Annotated in this window: 18 protein-coding genes; 17 read left to right on the top strand and 1 reads right to left on the bottom strand. The window is 57.3% G+C overall.

What is annotated here, in order from left to right; all coding sequences use genetic code 11:
- Nucleotides 1-35 precede the first annotated feature (35 nt).
- On the top strand, nucleotides 36-575 hold the full coding sequence (locus tag E1958_RS02760) for an RNA pyrophosphohydrolase (RefSeq protein WP_089725698.1): 540 nt from the start codon (nucleotides 36-38) through the stop codon (nucleotides 573-575).
- Nucleotides 576-634: 59 nt separating this feature from the next.
- Here the strand turns inward: E1958_RS02760 and E1958_RS02755 are convergent, their stop codons facing one another.
- Nucleotides 635-1,153, bottom strand: coding sequence for a hypothetical protein (locus E1958_RS02755; protein ID WP_207787569.1), 519 nt, complete (start codon nucleotides 1,151-1,153; stop codon nucleotides 635-637).
- Nucleotides 1,154-1,327: 174 nt separating this feature from the next.
- Between E1958_RS02755 and E1958_RS02750 the strand changes: the two genes are divergently transcribed.
- The 16 genes from E1958_RS02750 to E1958_RS02675 all read left to right on the top strand — a co-directional run bounded on the left by E1958_RS02750 (nucleotide 1,328) and on the right by E1958_RS02675 (nucleotide 13,617).
- Nucleotides 1,328-1,969, top strand: a complete 642-nt coding sequence (locus E1958_RS02750) for an adenylate kinase (protein WP_133510498.1) — start codon at nucleotides 1,328-1,330, stop codon at nucleotides 1,967-1,969.
- A gap of 15 nt (nucleotides 1,970-1,984) precedes the next feature.
- The gene (locus tag E1958_RS02745; RefSeq protein WP_133510497.1) at nucleotides 1,985-2,317 is read left to right on the top strand and encodes a hypothetical protein; all 333 of its coding nucleotides are present in this window, start codon (nucleotides 1,985-1,987) and stop codon (nucleotides 2,315-2,317) included.
- 245 nt (nucleotides 2,318-2,562) lie between these two features.
- The gene (locus E1958_RS02740; RefSeq protein ID WP_089725691.1) at nucleotides 2,563-3,027 is read left to right on the top strand and encodes a peroxiredoxin; all 465 of its coding nucleotides are present in this window, start codon (nucleotides 2,563-2,565) and stop codon (nucleotides 3,025-3,027) included.
- Nucleotides 3,028-3,044: 17 nt separating this feature from the next.
- Nucleotides 3,045-5,405 (top strand): ATP-binding response regulator, encoded by a 2,361-nt coding sequence (locus E1958_RS02735; RefSeq protein WP_133510496.1) that lies wholly within the window; start codon nucleotides 3,045-3,047, stop codon nucleotides 5,403-5,405.
- Between the two features lie 413 nt (nucleotides 5,406-5,818).
- Nucleotides 5,819-6,256, top strand: a complete 438-nt coding sequence (locus E1958_RS02730) for a type VI secretion system amidase effector protein Tae4 (RefSeq protein WP_133510495.1) — start codon at nucleotides 5,819-5,821, stop codon at nucleotides 6,254-6,256.
- Nucleotides 6,241-6,720, top strand: coding sequence for a hypothetical protein (locus E1958_RS02725; protein ID WP_133510494.1), 480 nt, complete (start codon nucleotides 6,241-6,243; stop codon nucleotides 6,718-6,720). The genes E1958_RS02730 and E1958_RS02725 overlap by 16 nt, the downstream gene beginning before the upstream one ends.
- 76 nt (nucleotides 6,721-6,796) lie before the next feature.
- Nucleotides 6,797-7,531: a hypothetical protein gene (locus E1958_RS02720; RefSeq protein ID WP_133510493.1), complete on the top strand. Its 735-nt coding sequence runs from the start codon at nucleotides 6,797-6,799 to the stop codon at nucleotides 7,529-7,531.
- Nucleotides 7,532-7,776: 245 nt separating this feature from the next.
- Entirely contained in the window at nucleotides 7,777-8,628 is an 852-nt protein-coding gene (locus tag E1958_RS02715; protein WP_133510492.1) for a response regulator, read from the top strand.
- 59 nt (nucleotides 8,629-8,687) lie between these two features.
- Nucleotides 8,688-9,023, top strand: coding sequence for an ArsR/SmtB family transcription factor (locus E1958_RS02710; protein ID WP_133510491.1), 336 nt, complete (start codon nucleotides 8,688-8,690; stop codon nucleotides 9,021-9,023).
- A gap of 374 nt (nucleotides 9,024-9,397) precedes the next feature.
- The gene (locus E1958_RS02705) at nucleotides 9,398-9,964 is read left to right on the top strand and encodes a hypothetical protein (protein ID WP_133510490.1); all 567 of its coding nucleotides are present in this window, start codon (nucleotides 9,398-9,400) and stop codon (nucleotides 9,962-9,964) included.
- Between the two features lie 10 nt (nucleotides 9,965-9,974).
- On the top strand, nucleotides 9,975-10,382 hold the full coding sequence (locus E1958_RS02700) for a hypothetical protein (RefSeq protein WP_089729312.1): 408 nt from the start codon (nucleotides 9,975-9,977) through the stop codon (nucleotides 10,380-10,382).
- A 699-nt stretch (nucleotides 10,383-11,081) separates the two neighbouring features.
- A complete protein-coding gene (locus tag E1958_RS02695; protein WP_133510489.1) occupies nucleotides 11,082-11,408 on the top strand; it encodes a hypothetical protein in 327 nt (108 codons plus the stop codon).
- A gap of 167 nt (nucleotides 11,409-11,575) precedes the next feature.
- Entirely contained in the window at nucleotides 11,576-12,277 is a 702-nt protein-coding gene (locus E1958_RS02690) for a sterol desaturase family protein (protein ID WP_133510488.1), read from the top strand.
- 72 nt (nucleotides 12,278-12,349) lie between these two features.
- Entirely contained in the window at nucleotides 12,350-12,751 is a 402-nt protein-coding gene (locus E1958_RS02685; protein ID WP_133510487.1) for a hypothetical protein, read from the top strand.
- 2 nt (nucleotides 12,752-12,753) lie between these two features.
- Nucleotides 12,754-12,966, top strand: a complete 213-nt coding sequence (locus tag E1958_RS02680; RefSeq protein ID WP_133510486.1) for a hypothetical protein — start codon at nucleotides 12,754-12,756, stop codon at nucleotides 12,964-12,966.
- 249 nt (nucleotides 12,967-13,215) lie between these two features.
- The gene (locus E1958_RS02675) at nucleotides 13,216-13,617 is read left to right on the top strand and encodes a hypothetical protein (RefSeq protein ID WP_133510485.1); all 402 of its coding nucleotides are present in this window, start codon (nucleotides 13,216-13,218) and stop codon (nucleotides 13,615-13,617) included.
- Nucleotides 13,618-13,748 lie beyond the last annotated feature (131 nt).

Raw genomic sequence — 13,748 nt, 5'->3', positions numbered from 1 at the left:
AAATGCAACGGAAGACCATTCTACGAGAAGTCGCCTTGATCGACCCGGACGGTTTCAGACCCAACGTTGGGATCATACTGACCAATGCCGAGCGCCGGCTATTTTGGGGACGACGCGCAGGTGAAAACGCTTGGCAGTTTCCCCAGGGCGGAATCAAATCGGACGAAACCCCCAAACAGGCGATGTTTCGGGAGCTCCAGGAAGAGGTCGGTCTACACCCCCAACACGTGACCCTGCTCGGAAGCACCAAACGCTGGCTTCGCTATCGCCTCCCCAAGCGTTTCATCCGCCACCAGTGCACGCCCCTCTGTATCGGCCAGAAACAGGTATGGTTCATGCTCAGGGTAAACTGTGGCGAGGACACCTTCTGCCTCGACACGTGCGATAAGCCTGAGTTCGACACTTGGCGTTGGGTGAGATATTGGCAACCCATCCAGGAGGTCGTTTACTTCAAACGCCGGGTCTACCGACAGGCACTCGAGGAGCTGGCCCCCCTGCTCTATCCGGAAGGCCCGCCGGCATATCAAGCACCCTCCCCCGGACACCGTGCCGTGTCACGGCGCAAGCGAGCTTAAGAAGCTGTTTAGTTAAAAGCAATCCTGAATGATTCGGCGCGGTTTGGGGGACCGGACAGCTACTCGCTGCCCATGGGCCGGAAGGTCAGCCCGGAGCTCCCATCACCTGACGGCGGCGTCGCTCTCCGGTCGTTGGGAGGGGAGGCGGATGATTGCTGTTGTTGTTGAGATTCGAGCGCCTTGATGCGCCGCTTGAGCGCGTCGATCTCGCTGCTGCTTGTCGCGGGACTGCTTGTCACAGGTGCCGAAGGGGCCTTAGCGGTGGGTGTCGTGGGGACCCGCGGCGGCACGGCGCCACGATACCTGGGCACGGCATAGGGACCACCACTGTAAGGACCGGGACCGTAATCGCCCCACGGACCTCGCCAAGGTCCTCCGCTGTAGGGACTGCCCCAAGGGCCTACGTATGGTCCGCCGTAATGGTCGTCGTTGCGGTCGCGGTTGCCACCCATCCATCGGCCAGGGTTCATCATGTCGCCGAAATCGAAGGCCCGGCTTACCGGGTTATACGCGAGGGACATGCCCATGATGCCGGCGCTGGTCAAGGTGGCTAGGAGCTTGCGTGCGTTAGGTGACACGGCAGCGAGTCCTCCTGATGTCGTAGCGGTTTCGGGCGCGGAATATTCAGTGTAATCTTGATTCCGATCATCGGAAAGGGTGAAAATACTTAGTTACTGTACGGTTGCCGACAAGAGCCCGTCCGCGCCGCGACAGGTCACCGACATTTCACGAACTCTAATGAGGAGACGACAATGAGGCTGATCCTTTTGGGCGCCCCCGGCGCGGGCAAGGGTACCGTAGCCAAGATGCTCACCGCCGTCGACGGCTCGGTGCAGATCTCCACCGGCGACATTCTGCGGGTCGCGGTCAAGGAGGGCACTAAGCTCGGCAAACAGGCAAAGAAATTTATGGATGCCGGCGATCTGGTTCCGGACGAACTCATCATGGGGATCATGAAGGAACGCCTGAAGGAAGACGACTGCCTAGCCGGATTTCTACTCGACGGCTTCCCGCGCACCATCCCCCAGGCGGAGCAACTCAAGGTGCTGCTGTCAGACCTCGGTATCAAGCTGGACGCGGCCGTGAACCTGGACGTACCGCGGGACGTGATCTTGGATCGCCTCACGACCCGCCGGACCTGCGTCGACTGCGGCGCTATCTATAACGTCAAGTCAGCACCGACCAAGGTAGAGGGGGTGTGCGACAAGTGCAAGGGCAAGGTGGTGCAACGCGATGACGAGACCGAGGAGGCAATCTCCAACCGCTTGGACGTCTACAACGAGAAGACCGCACCCCTGGTGGATTTCTACCAGCGCGAGGGCCTGCTGATGGACATAGCCGCCACCTCCAGCGAGGTCGTCGTCGCGGCCATTCGCGAGCGCACCGGCGCCTAACGCCACGTGTGATCCTTGACCGACGGGCAACCTCTGCCCGTCGGCCCCCAAGCATCGAGTATCTCGACGACTTGCGGACCCGCTCGCAGTGCCATGGCCCGCGGAATCCATCTCAAACAGCTCAAGTCCGCCGACCTGCACGCGATCGGTGTGCCGAGCGACCAGTTAGGTGAGACCGCGGATGACCGGAACGGGCGGCCCTGCGGACGACTGGCGGAAACTGATTCCGTCCTGGTGCGAGCCCTGGAGGAGGTGCGTCAGGGTCTGGAAGCGACCCTTTCACTCCTGGACGCGGCCCTAGCGGCAAGCCCCCCGACGCAGGCCCCACCTCCGCTCCGCAGGGAATGACACGCCGGCTCCAGTCCATAGTTTCACATTTTTGTATCAGCAGGTCGTTGGTCGTCCCGTCGATCCGAATGCAATGGATTTCGGGAGTGCTTTCGTACCGAACGTTACTGAAACACCATACGCATCACCGTCCGGTGATTCGCAGGATAATTGAGCAGCGCCGATCCGCTTCTTTGTGGTTGACGTATCGCCGGGTCGATCCTAAATTTCGGCGGTGACCACCACCATCACTGGAGCAACCTCACATGCTGCAGCCCGGAGATCAAGCCCCCGAGTTCTCGCTCCCGGACGCCGACCTGGAGTGCATCAATCTGGAACAGTTCAGAGGCAACAGCCACCTGGTGCTTTACTTCTATCCCAAAGACGATACGCCGGGGTGCACGCTCGAGGCCCTCGAGTTCACGGATCTGCAACCCGAGTTCGCGACGCTGGATACCCAGGTCCTCGGCATCAGCAAAGACAGCTGTGATAGTCACGGCGCCTTTCGGGACAAACACGGCATCGATGTGCGCCTACTCGCGGATACCGAAGGGGAGGTCTGTGAAGCCTACGGTGTCTGGAGGGAAAAGGATACCCGCGGCGGGAAGCGCATGGGTATCGTTCGTTCCACCTTCATTGTGGACAAGGACGGCAAGATCCGCCATGCGCTTTATGATATCAAGCCCAAGGGCCACGCCGCCCGGATTTTGGAGCTGGTGCGGGGGTTGTAGGCACGGGCACGGCCGGCGTGAAGCTTCGCACTCAAATACTCGTCCTGCTCCTGGTATTCGGTCTGGTGCCGTTGCTGATCTCGATCTCTCTCAATCTACCGCTGGTGTTGGACCGCACCGCATTCATCTACCAAAAGGCTCACCTGCAGAACCTGCGTGCGGATTTCCGCGATCTCGACCAGCACCTGGCAAGCCGCCACGAGATGATCCGGTTGCTTGCGAAGCTCCCGGAGCCGGGCTTGATCCTCGGCGATCGGGGCGATGACGATCAGATCGATCTCGCCCGCGCCCGCTACACGGGCTGGGTAAATCAGATCCTCAGCGACCAACAGGACATCATCAAGATCTTGTTTTTCGGCGCGGACATGCAGGAGCGATTTTGGCTGGAGCGGGACGAGAGGACGCTCGCCTGGCATCCGACGCCGAAGCTCCCGGAGTGGCCAAACGAGCAGCTGCTCGAGGCGGGCCTGCGGATGCAGCCGGGCAGTGTGATGATCAGCCGTATCCGTATCGACCCGCGCGCCGGGACCCAAGATCCCCGCAAGCTCATGACCCTGTCTCTGGTCAGCGCCATCGGCGGAGGACCGGAAGGGGCGGCCATGGGGCTGGTAGTGATGAGCATCGACGTCGGCGGCCTGGCCCAGTTCTACCGCGATACGCTCTGGGTCAACAACAACGGCAGCTATCTACGCCCCGGACAGCCCATCAGCGAGGAGCCGGAGGCCTTTGCCGACTTTCCCGGCCTGGCTGAGATCTTCGCGGTCGGAAAGCTGGCGCTGTGGGAGGGTGACCAGGGCCGGCAGCTGATCTGGGTCCCCATGTTCCTTACCGAGGACGCACTCCCCCTGTGGGTCGGCCGCGCAGTCGACCCATCTCCCATCGAGAGTTTCCGCAATGCCCTGATTGGGCGCGTGCTCACCATCGTCCTGCCGATGACCTTCCTGGTCATGATAATGGCCCGTTGGATCGCGACCAGGGCGGAGCAGTTCGGTCAAATGCTGGCCAAGGGGCTCGGCGAGGTCTTGCGCGACGGCGAACGCATCCGCTTCGACTGGAAGGGCCCCCAGGAGGTGAAGGAACTGGGTGAGCAGCTCACCGCCCTGGCCGAGATCCATGTGCAGCATCTGCATGCGGCACAGGAACATACGCGGGAGCTGGAGCAGTCCAACCGCTACAAGTCCGAGTTTCTCACCAATATCAGCCACGAGCTGCGCACGCCCTTGAATTCGATCCTCCTATTGTCCAAGATGCTCGCGGATCGGAATGCGGGCTTGACCTCGGATCAGCGGCATCAGGCGGAGGTCATCCATGCGGCCGGTCGCGACCTGCGTACCCTGATCGACAACATCCTGGACATCTCCCGCATCGATGCCGGACAGGTTAGGGTAAACCTGGAGTGGATCGAGCTGCGTCCCCTGCTCCAGGAGCTGATCCAGCTCATTTTGCCCCAGTTCGAGGACAAGGGGCTCACCCTGGCGCTCGAGATCGACGAACGGGTCCCGGATCACATCTACAGCGATCGGGACAAGTTGCGCCAGATTCTGAAAAACTTCCTTGCCAACGCCGCCAAATTCACCGACCAGGGCGGCGTTGTCCTCCAGGCGAAATGGGTTACGGGCGAGACCTGCCCGCTCGTGCTGGGCGTCTCCGACACCGGCATCGGTATCCCGGCGGACAAGCAGCAGGTCATCTTCGAGGCCTTTCAGCAGGCCGACGGCTCCACCCGGCGCCGCTACGGCGGGACCGGCCTGGGGCTGTCCATCAGTCGTGAGCTGGCCGGACTCTTGGGGGGCAAGATCAGTGTCCGGAGCGAGGAAGGGCAAGGCGCGCGCTTCGACCTGGCGCTGCCGGCGGAGTTCGATCCTGACCATTCGGACTCCGAACAGGTCATCCACGCGGTCAAGCCGCCGCTCCCGGCGTCGGAGACCGCTGCGCAGGGATCACCCCCGGGTGAACCGTCCGTCGACTGGTCCTTCGCCGGCCACTGGGCCCTGGTGGTGGAGCGGGAGGTGCACAGCCTGGTGGCCGAGACGGCCCTGCTCGAATCCTTAGGGCTGCGGGTGCAGACGGCGGCCGATGCGGACGAGGCCCTGGAAACCTTGCAGGAGGAGCGCGAATGTGCCCTGGTGCTACTCGCCGTCTTGATGTCCGCGGAGAATACCTGTGATACGATCAGGGCCATGCGTGGGAACGAGCACGACCGGCAGCTCCAAATCCTGGTCATGGGAACCCCGGTGGATGCGCCGCAGAGCGCGCTTTTCCGCGCCGCCGGCGCCGATGGTTTTATCATCAAACCCATGAGCCGGGACGAACTCGCGGCTCGTCTGAGCGTGAGCCTAGGGGCTGTTGACAGTCATCGTTCTGAGACCGTCTCCTAGCAAGAGACGTTAGAACACGTAAGCGCTGGAGGCAACAATGTCTGACGATGATTCTTGGGAAAAATTCACGAAAGACGTAACGCCACTGAAGCAAGACAAGGTCACTATAGAAAAACCGAAGCCTGCCCCTGTTCCCCCTTTGACGGAAATAGACGGAGGATCAGTGCATAAAAGGGAAAGTCTGGCTGAGCGGTTGTACAGGGCGATGATATGTAAGACAGGCGCGCAATCTTGTTAGTCACGTGTATAAGAACCTGGGTATAGGCGCACCACCAATAAGCGGTGGGAAGATAGAAGGGAAGAAGAGAACCAAACGTTGGTGATAATGCGTTTTGCTCGTTCCCACGCTCCAGAGATTGTGAAAGTATTCGCTTTTCCTGGAGTAGGCGATTCCCAAATCAGAGGGCAACAGCATGCTCAGCTTTAGAAAACTATGGGATAACCACCCGTACATCAAAGATGCCGGCAAACCCCCTTGCACCAATGATAAAGGGAAGCCGCACTTCAATAACCAATGTGCGATTCGGATGGGAATCGCGCTGGAGAGAGTGGGTATGAACCTGAATAGTTTCAGGGGAGTACGATGTTGGCATGGGCATAAGAATCATATTTTGCGTGCTGAAGAGCTTGCGAAGTGGCTGCGTACTCAGAAGAAAGACGTGGGTACTGCGAATGTGACGAAGAAGGCGAAATATATACAGTTTTTGGGGAAAAAAGGGATTATTTTCTTCAAAGACGGTTGGCCCAGAGGGGGTGATCATATCGACGTATGGAATGGGGTCAAACTTGCTGGCGGGCTGAATTCTTATTTCACTCTAGCAAAGGAGGTGTGGTTTTGGAAACTCAATTAGGTATAGTTATTCTGTGTTTGTTGTTTCTTTTCACCAGATTGGGTGACTGTTCGGAAAATTCAGGTGAGGTGGCCGATATAAAGCAACGGGCAGGCCAATTCAAAGTCGCTATTACCGATACGGGCAACATTTGTAATTTAACCTATATTGGCCCACTGCAGAAGGGGGCGGTGCCGTTGCTGCCGTCGCCACCCTGTCGTTTTGTTCTGGATTGGCAAGGCCAGGTGAAGACCTATCGCTACGAGGACCTCGGTCCCGGAATCGTTGCCGTCGTTATTGGTACTCCAATCCAGGATAAAGAGGGTGCTTACAAGGCATTGGCGCAAAGGAACGACTGCGGTGCGCAGATCCAAGGCGTTGTTTTTCGGAGCGATGGCGTATACCCGTTGCCGGAAGTATACGATGCGGTACGTTGTGCTGATAATGGTGTCGATGAAAAGGAATTCTGGTCCTTGACACATTGATGTAATACTGCGACATGCCTCATTCCACTACAATCGTTCCCGCTGAGTATTAACCTGGTAACACGGGAAATTCATCGTGCAAATTCACGCCACAGAGCGACAAGCTACAAAAAGCTGTTTACAGAATGGAACAACAAAAGCGATTTATGCAGCCTTCTTTCTATTTTTATGGATGATTGATCTGAGCGCCAATGTACAACCACACAAGATTGGTTATGTTTTCAATCAGGATTTGCTGCACATGCAAAGGAACTATGGTGAATCGCTAGATCTTCAACGTTCAGAACTTCAGTTCGCCAGTGGAAGCTCAGCGACAAATTGTTTAGAGTATTATAGGTTATCGTCAGAACAAGAAATTGATGAGTCAATTCATAACCAGCTGGTGAAGAGTGAGTATCTGGTATGTGATGCCCTGAAAATACTCGCTGAAGCTGCTGTTGTGCATGAAGGAAGTGCCACTGGTCGTGGTATAGGCGAGAAGTTATCTTCGAAATTGGATTTGCGATCTTTCCCTTCTTCGCTGTTCAGGATTAGCGACGAAGAAAAGCATACCTTGTCAGCACTATATCCCAAGAATAACCTTGTGTCTGATGATACTGCTACGTTACTTGAAACTAAGGATTGGATATTTCGCTTGGAAGTAGTTGCTATCGTACCGTTAAATGACAATAAAATTCCTGATTGGGTTATTTGGGTGTCAGATGAAGCCAAACAAGGTAGCTATCGTTCATACTCCACGTTAATCATTTACGATCCGGCCACGCAAGAGTCTCTCGTTGCGACTCCCTATCTCTCGGAGCTAAAAGGTTAAGGAAGTTGCAGAAAATAAGGGGCCTGGCTCTATTAACCAAAGCATAGAATGAATTGAGGGCACCTTGAAAAATACGATTTTCCTCAAGGGCATACCTGAATAATCAAGGGGTTAGAGTCGCCTGATCGGTGAAAATGCCTATTTTTCAAGGCGCCCTTGAGTATGAAAAAAATGATTTCTATGTTATCGGTACTTCGGGACTGCTGTACCAGTGCATCCTCCGGGCACCAACAACGGCAGCCGGCATGAATCCTTATTCCGGATTTAAGCTCCTTATCGTCGACGATCACGCCCACAATCTGTTCACTCTTCGGGCGTTGATCGAGCAGCACATGGAGGTGGTAATCCTGGAGGCGACATCCGGTCGCCAGGCCATCGATGTCACGCTCCAGCAGCCGGACATCGATCTGATCATCCTCGACGTACAGATGCCGGAGCTGGACGGCTTCCAGACCGCCTCCCTCCTCAAGCTGCGCAAGCGCACCCGCGACATCCCCATCATCTTCCTCACGGCCGCCTTCAAATCCGAGGAATTCCAGCAGCGGGGTTACGCCGTGGGGGCGGTGGACTACCTGCTCAAGCCGATCGAGGACAACCAGCTCATCAACAAGATCAGCACCTACTTCCGGCTGATCGAGAAGGAACGTGACCTCAACCGGGTGCTGGAACAGAAGGTCGCCGAGCGTACCGCGGAGCTCGCCCAGGCGAATCAGTATCTCGAAAACATCATCACCTACATGGGCGAGGCCCTGCTGGTGCTCACCCCCCAGGGTGAGATCAAGCTGGTCAATCCGACCGCCTGCCGGATGCTCGACTACAGCGAGCGGGACCTCCTCGGCATGTCCATCGGCGACGTGTTCGAGGAGGAAGGCGACGAGCAGGCCGGTGCTTTCATGGGGATTTGGCTCGAGGCCTTGATCCGCACCGGCGTATTGAGCAAGATCGAAGCCCGCTTTATCGCCAAGAACGGGCGCCGGGTACCGATTCTCTTTTCCCGTACCGCCGTGAAAGACCCCGGCGGGCAGATTACCGACATTATCTGCATCGCCAAGGACATGACAGGCTATGTGCGTATCGAGGCAGAAGGAGACGGTTGAGATGGCATCCTTCGAGATGGGGCACAATACGTCAGAGGAGACAAGTCCAGGAGCAACCCATGACTGATTTCGTCGCGACCAAAGGACCGGAGAATGAGGATACCGCATTGACCGCCAACGCCCTCAAGGCAATGGCCCATCCCTTGCGTTGGAAGATTTTGTGCTCACTCGGAAGCTGGGAGCTCTCGGTAGGGGAGATCGTAGAACGCACCGGGACCTCCCAGAGCAATATCTCCCAGCACCTCGAGCAGCTGCGCAACAAGAACATCGTGGCCGCGCGCAAGGAAGCGAACCGGATCTACTACCGTATCCGCAACCCCCAACTACTGGATCTGATCGGGATCATGCGGGAGGTACTGTGCCCGGCAAACCTGGACGATCGTTACCCACGTTGAGCGGGAGAGAAACCTGTAACCGCCAAGGTGCCAAGAGCACCAAAGCCAAATCACCAAAGGAAAGGCTCTTTATGGATTCCGGGCTGCTTTGGAGTGCGCCGGCAAAGCGGCGCGTCTGAATCCAGCCTCGACCACAGGGATACCAGCGGCGGTTGCCGGGAATCCAGGCACTTGAGGTTTCACCCGCGCCGCGGCGACGGCGCTTTCCCCCGGCCGCAGCGCCCTTACTTGGAACAGAGGTGTCGCCAAATCCAAAGCGGCGGCGGGCTTGTGCCCCTTGGCCGACCCCCCGGTTATGCCAAGCGCTGTCGGTTCCGGTAAGCACTGGGGTAAGGTTGCCGCCGCACTCCAAAACGTCCGGTGGTATCCTTTCCATGATCCCTGGCAGTTCGGAATCCATAAAGAGCCAGGAAATTCAGGTGGATTTCTGGCCGAAGCTCGATGCGGCTCTAGCGTCGGGATGGGGGGATTGGGCGAGCGCGATTGGGTTGATCGTGACCCTGATTGGTTTTGGTCTTACACTGGTCGGCGTGTGGCGTTCTAAATCCGCGGCCGAAAAGGCGAAACAGGCGGTCATCGACGTCCAGCGGGATATCCGAAAGATCGACACGGTCGCGGAGTTGTCTGCTGCGATCTCGGCCATGAACGAAATCAAGGCACTGCAGCGAAAAGCAGCCTGGGAGATTCTACCCGACCGCTACTCCACGCTGAGAAAGGCCCTCATCACTGTGCGTAGCGCAAATGTGGCGGCGCTTGCCGAAGATCAGCAAATACGTCTCCAGCAAACGATAACCTTGTCATCCAACATGGAGCAGGACCTCAAACCATACATCCATGGCCCAAACCCAAAGCCCAAAGTAGTGGCTCGATGGAACGCAACTGTTTCAGATCACATCGATCATCTACAAGAAATGCTTGTAAGGATCAAGGCGGATCGATAAAGGTGACCCTATGACTCACCGTAGCACGGCCAAGCTCATCAAGATTTCCAATGTTCTGCTGACCAAAACTAGACAAGGCCGCTTGACTTGGGTACCGACAGAGAAACTCGATGTCTTTGGAGTTGATTTCCCCGACTATTCCATTCGGATTGCCCATCGGGTTGTCCGGGAAATACCAGATCGGGTTGTCCGGGAAATACCAACAGGCGAAACGGTTATGGATAATTACAAAGTGGAGATTTACAACAGCGAAGGTAGACTGGTCGAGGCTGCTACCAGCGATGAAATGAAAGATGAGCTTCATGAGGGAATAAATATCGCAGAAGTCCTTAAGGAACTTTATGAGTTGGCCAGAAGACAGGCCCTTGGTATCGATAACGCGCTCGATGATCTGTTGTCCAGATTGAGCAGCGCTTGACCGAGAAAACTCGGTGTCTCGGCGACTCGAACATCCGGTAAGCTGTTCGGCGTTATTTGGTGTTGCCTGAGCGGGCATCGTGTTGCGTTACGCCGCGTTGGATGCCGTGCTTACCCAGGCGTTTTCTCGCGCGGCTAACGCAACCTACACCTAAAGCGAGGTCCGCGCGGGCAGGCCGCGCGAAGGTAATGTGGGTGTAGGATGTGGTGAGCGCCTGCCGACCGCCCCAGGGACGGGGCCGGCAGGCCGCGAACCGCATCTGTGCGCTGTCCGATCCCGAAGCACAGCGACAGAGCCGAACGCGCCGTAACCCAACACGTCAGACTTGTCCCGATGCAGGAGGGATCTTTTCCCACAACCAACGCCAAATAACCCACGACCGCGCCCGGACAGGCACGGCGTCGAACGGGACGTAACGCAACGAGGGTCCGTATTAACCAAACAGCTTCTTAAGGACTTTTAGCCGTAACTCGAAGCCACCGGCTTTAACCGGTGGAGTGTCCGCTTTCAAATACCGATGTATTTGAAAAAGGTAGGGTGTTCTTGCCCTGTATGGGTGCCTTGAGCTTTTCAAAGCACCCGTGAGGAATCCTTATTATCAATTTTAGAACAAAATCCTACAAATGAGAGATGATAATTTTTTGGCTAGGATAAAATTTATTTTTGGTGATCGGAGAAAGCAGCCCTGGGAACAGATCTATGGGTATCCGGAGCACGCGCATCACCGAGATGTTTCGAGGTCGAATCCCCACGGCAGGTGCTCTGGTGATCGTCCATTGGACAAAGGGAGTCTGTACCGACTGGCTACCGACAGGTGATGGGGTGCCCTTCTGCGTGCGACATCTCACGGATCAGAACGGAAACGACCGGATTACCGAATTCCTCGATCGCTCGGATCTTCCCGGTCTCCCCCACGAGGAAGCCGCCCTGCTGCGCGCCTATCGCGCCCAGTCGGAGCACAAGCAGGCGGCTCGTCGCGCATTGTTGGACGTAGAACCGCAATGCTGCCGGCGACCGCGTTTCTGAAGCCATCCGTTGCGATGGTGTTCCTCTACACCATGCACTAGACCCCGATTTTCCAAACAGATCTGATCTGAAACGAGAGAGATCCTGGCGTTCGATCGCGAGCCAGGTCGATTTCCTATGGGTTGCCTCCGCGCGTCGCGCCTGCCTTGCAACCACGGGAAACGACCATGTCTACGATCCTATTCGCGATGTGGGTAGCGGTCCTCTTAGGCGCCAAAATCATCGAGTCGGTGGTGCCGGCGCGTGCCTATCGAATACAGCCGGGCTGGTGGCGGTGGTGGCTGGGTATCAATGGCTTGGGATTGATCCTATCCCTGCTCGCCAACCAACTTTGGCACAGTACCATCGATTCCGGGGCTAAGCCTGCCGATCTCGAGCAGCTGATCGGTTTTTATCTCCTCTACAGCGGCCTCAATTACTGGATACACCGCGCCAAGCACGGCCTCCTCTGGCGTTTGCATGAGTTCCATCACGCCCCGCAGCACATGGGGGCCGAGCTTTGTGTGTGGCGTCATCCGGTGGAGACCCTCGGCAACCTGGGGGTGTTGTTGGGTCTCGGGCAGCTCCTGCGGGTCCCCGTGGAGATTGCCGCCGGTACCCTGCTGATCGAGGGCCTGTTGGAGATCGGTCACCACAGCAACGTCCGTACCCCGCCCCGGCTGCGTTGGCTCGCCGGCCTGATGCAGCTCCCGGAAATGCACCTGATACACCATCGGATGGGGGTACACCACTATAACTATTCCCCCGTCGCTCTCTGGGACTGGCTGTTCGGCACTGCCCGGATGCCCACCGATTGGCATGTCGGGTATCCGCTCGGTCTGCGGTCATGGGGCGATTGGCGACGGCTCGTATGGTGGCGCGAGCGGTGAGGTCATCTGTATGTTGATTATTTTCATCGATCCCCATATGATACTTTTTTTGAACCGAAAGAGGACAAAACGATGGAGAATAATCACTCTGCTGCCAGGGAGTTGGACGCCCTCTTGCGCAGTGCGAGGGCACAAGGGTTTCTGGTTGGCATCGACGAGTTGGCGCCGGCGCTGCGTGCCAGCCTCCTCGAGCTGAAGCAAGGTCGGGATATCGGTCTGCGCGACCCGGACGGGGAGCCGGTGCGGTCACTCCGGGGCCTTACCCGGCTCATGGGCAATGAGAGCGCCTTTTCGTACTTATCCAAATTCGCGAGCGAGAACGCGATGCCTTGCATCGCCATTATGAACCAGGTCGCAAACACCATGGGTATCCGGTATCTCGTCATGAATTTCGATGATCATCACTACAAGCCCATCTTGCCGCAGCCCGCCGTGAACTCCGATCAGGTACGCGAGCTACGGGTGGAGACCTAGCCATGGACGATGATGTGCACACCCAGCTGTATCTGGCCAATTCAGCCCTGCAGGCGATTGCCGATCTGGTGGCCACCGAGGAGCTCGATCTGAACGTTACCAATGGTTGGCGCCTGGCCTGTCTGTTGCGTCTGATTACGGAGCAGCTCTCCGAGGTCTTGGAACGGATAGGGGGAGACCCGGAGCAGTTGGCCCCTTCCGACGGGTCGAGTTAGCGCCCTGTCGACAAGTCGGGTAAGGCGCGCCTGTTGATCTCGGCGTGGCAAAGGGGACCGGACGCGCCTGCCGTACCCGACCAGGATGCATTTCGAGTCCACGGATTACGCCGGTGTGCAAACGACTTCGTTTGTAATCCGGGGGCAGCGTGGCCGCGCAACATCGCTGACTGTTGATTATTTTTACCGTGCTTATCTCCATCGCCCTTCATATAATGTGTTTCTTTTTGGTAACAATGAGATGAGGCGATGGCGAATAATCACTCCGCTGACAGGGAGTTGGACACCCTCTTGCGCAGCGTGAGGGCACAAGGGTTTCTGGTTGGCATCGACGAGTTGGCACCTGCGCTGCGCGCCAACCTGGTCGAGCTGAAGCAAGGCCGGGATATCGGTCTGCGCGACTCGGGCGGGGAGCCGGTGCGGTCACTCCGGGGCTTTGCCCGGCTCATGGGCAATGAGGGTGCCTATTCGTACTTATCCAAATTCGCGAGCGAGAACGCGATGCCCTGCATCACCATCCTGAACCAAATCGCAAACACCATGGGTATCCGGTATGTGGTCATGAATTTCGATGATCATCACTACAAGCCGGTCTTACCAGGGTCCGCCGTGAACCCTGATCAGGTACCCGCGGGACGGGTGGAGACCTAGGTCCTGTTGACCTTTGGAAGGTCCGCGTAGCGGACCCTATGTTAGCCATTTGAGCCCTTAGGGTCCCCGGTGCGGGCCGGTGGGGCGTTGCAGCCATTTAACATAGTAAAACAGTTGGTTAGAGCCAAATG

The sequence above is a fragment of the Candidatus Thiosymbion oneisti genome (assembly GCF_004359955.1).
GTDB classification, from domain to species: Bacteria; Pseudomonadota; Gammaproteobacteria; order Chromatiales; family Chromatiaceae; genus Thiosymbion; species Thiosymbion oneisti.
This window is presented reverse-complemented; position numbering and strand designations above follow the sequence as displayed.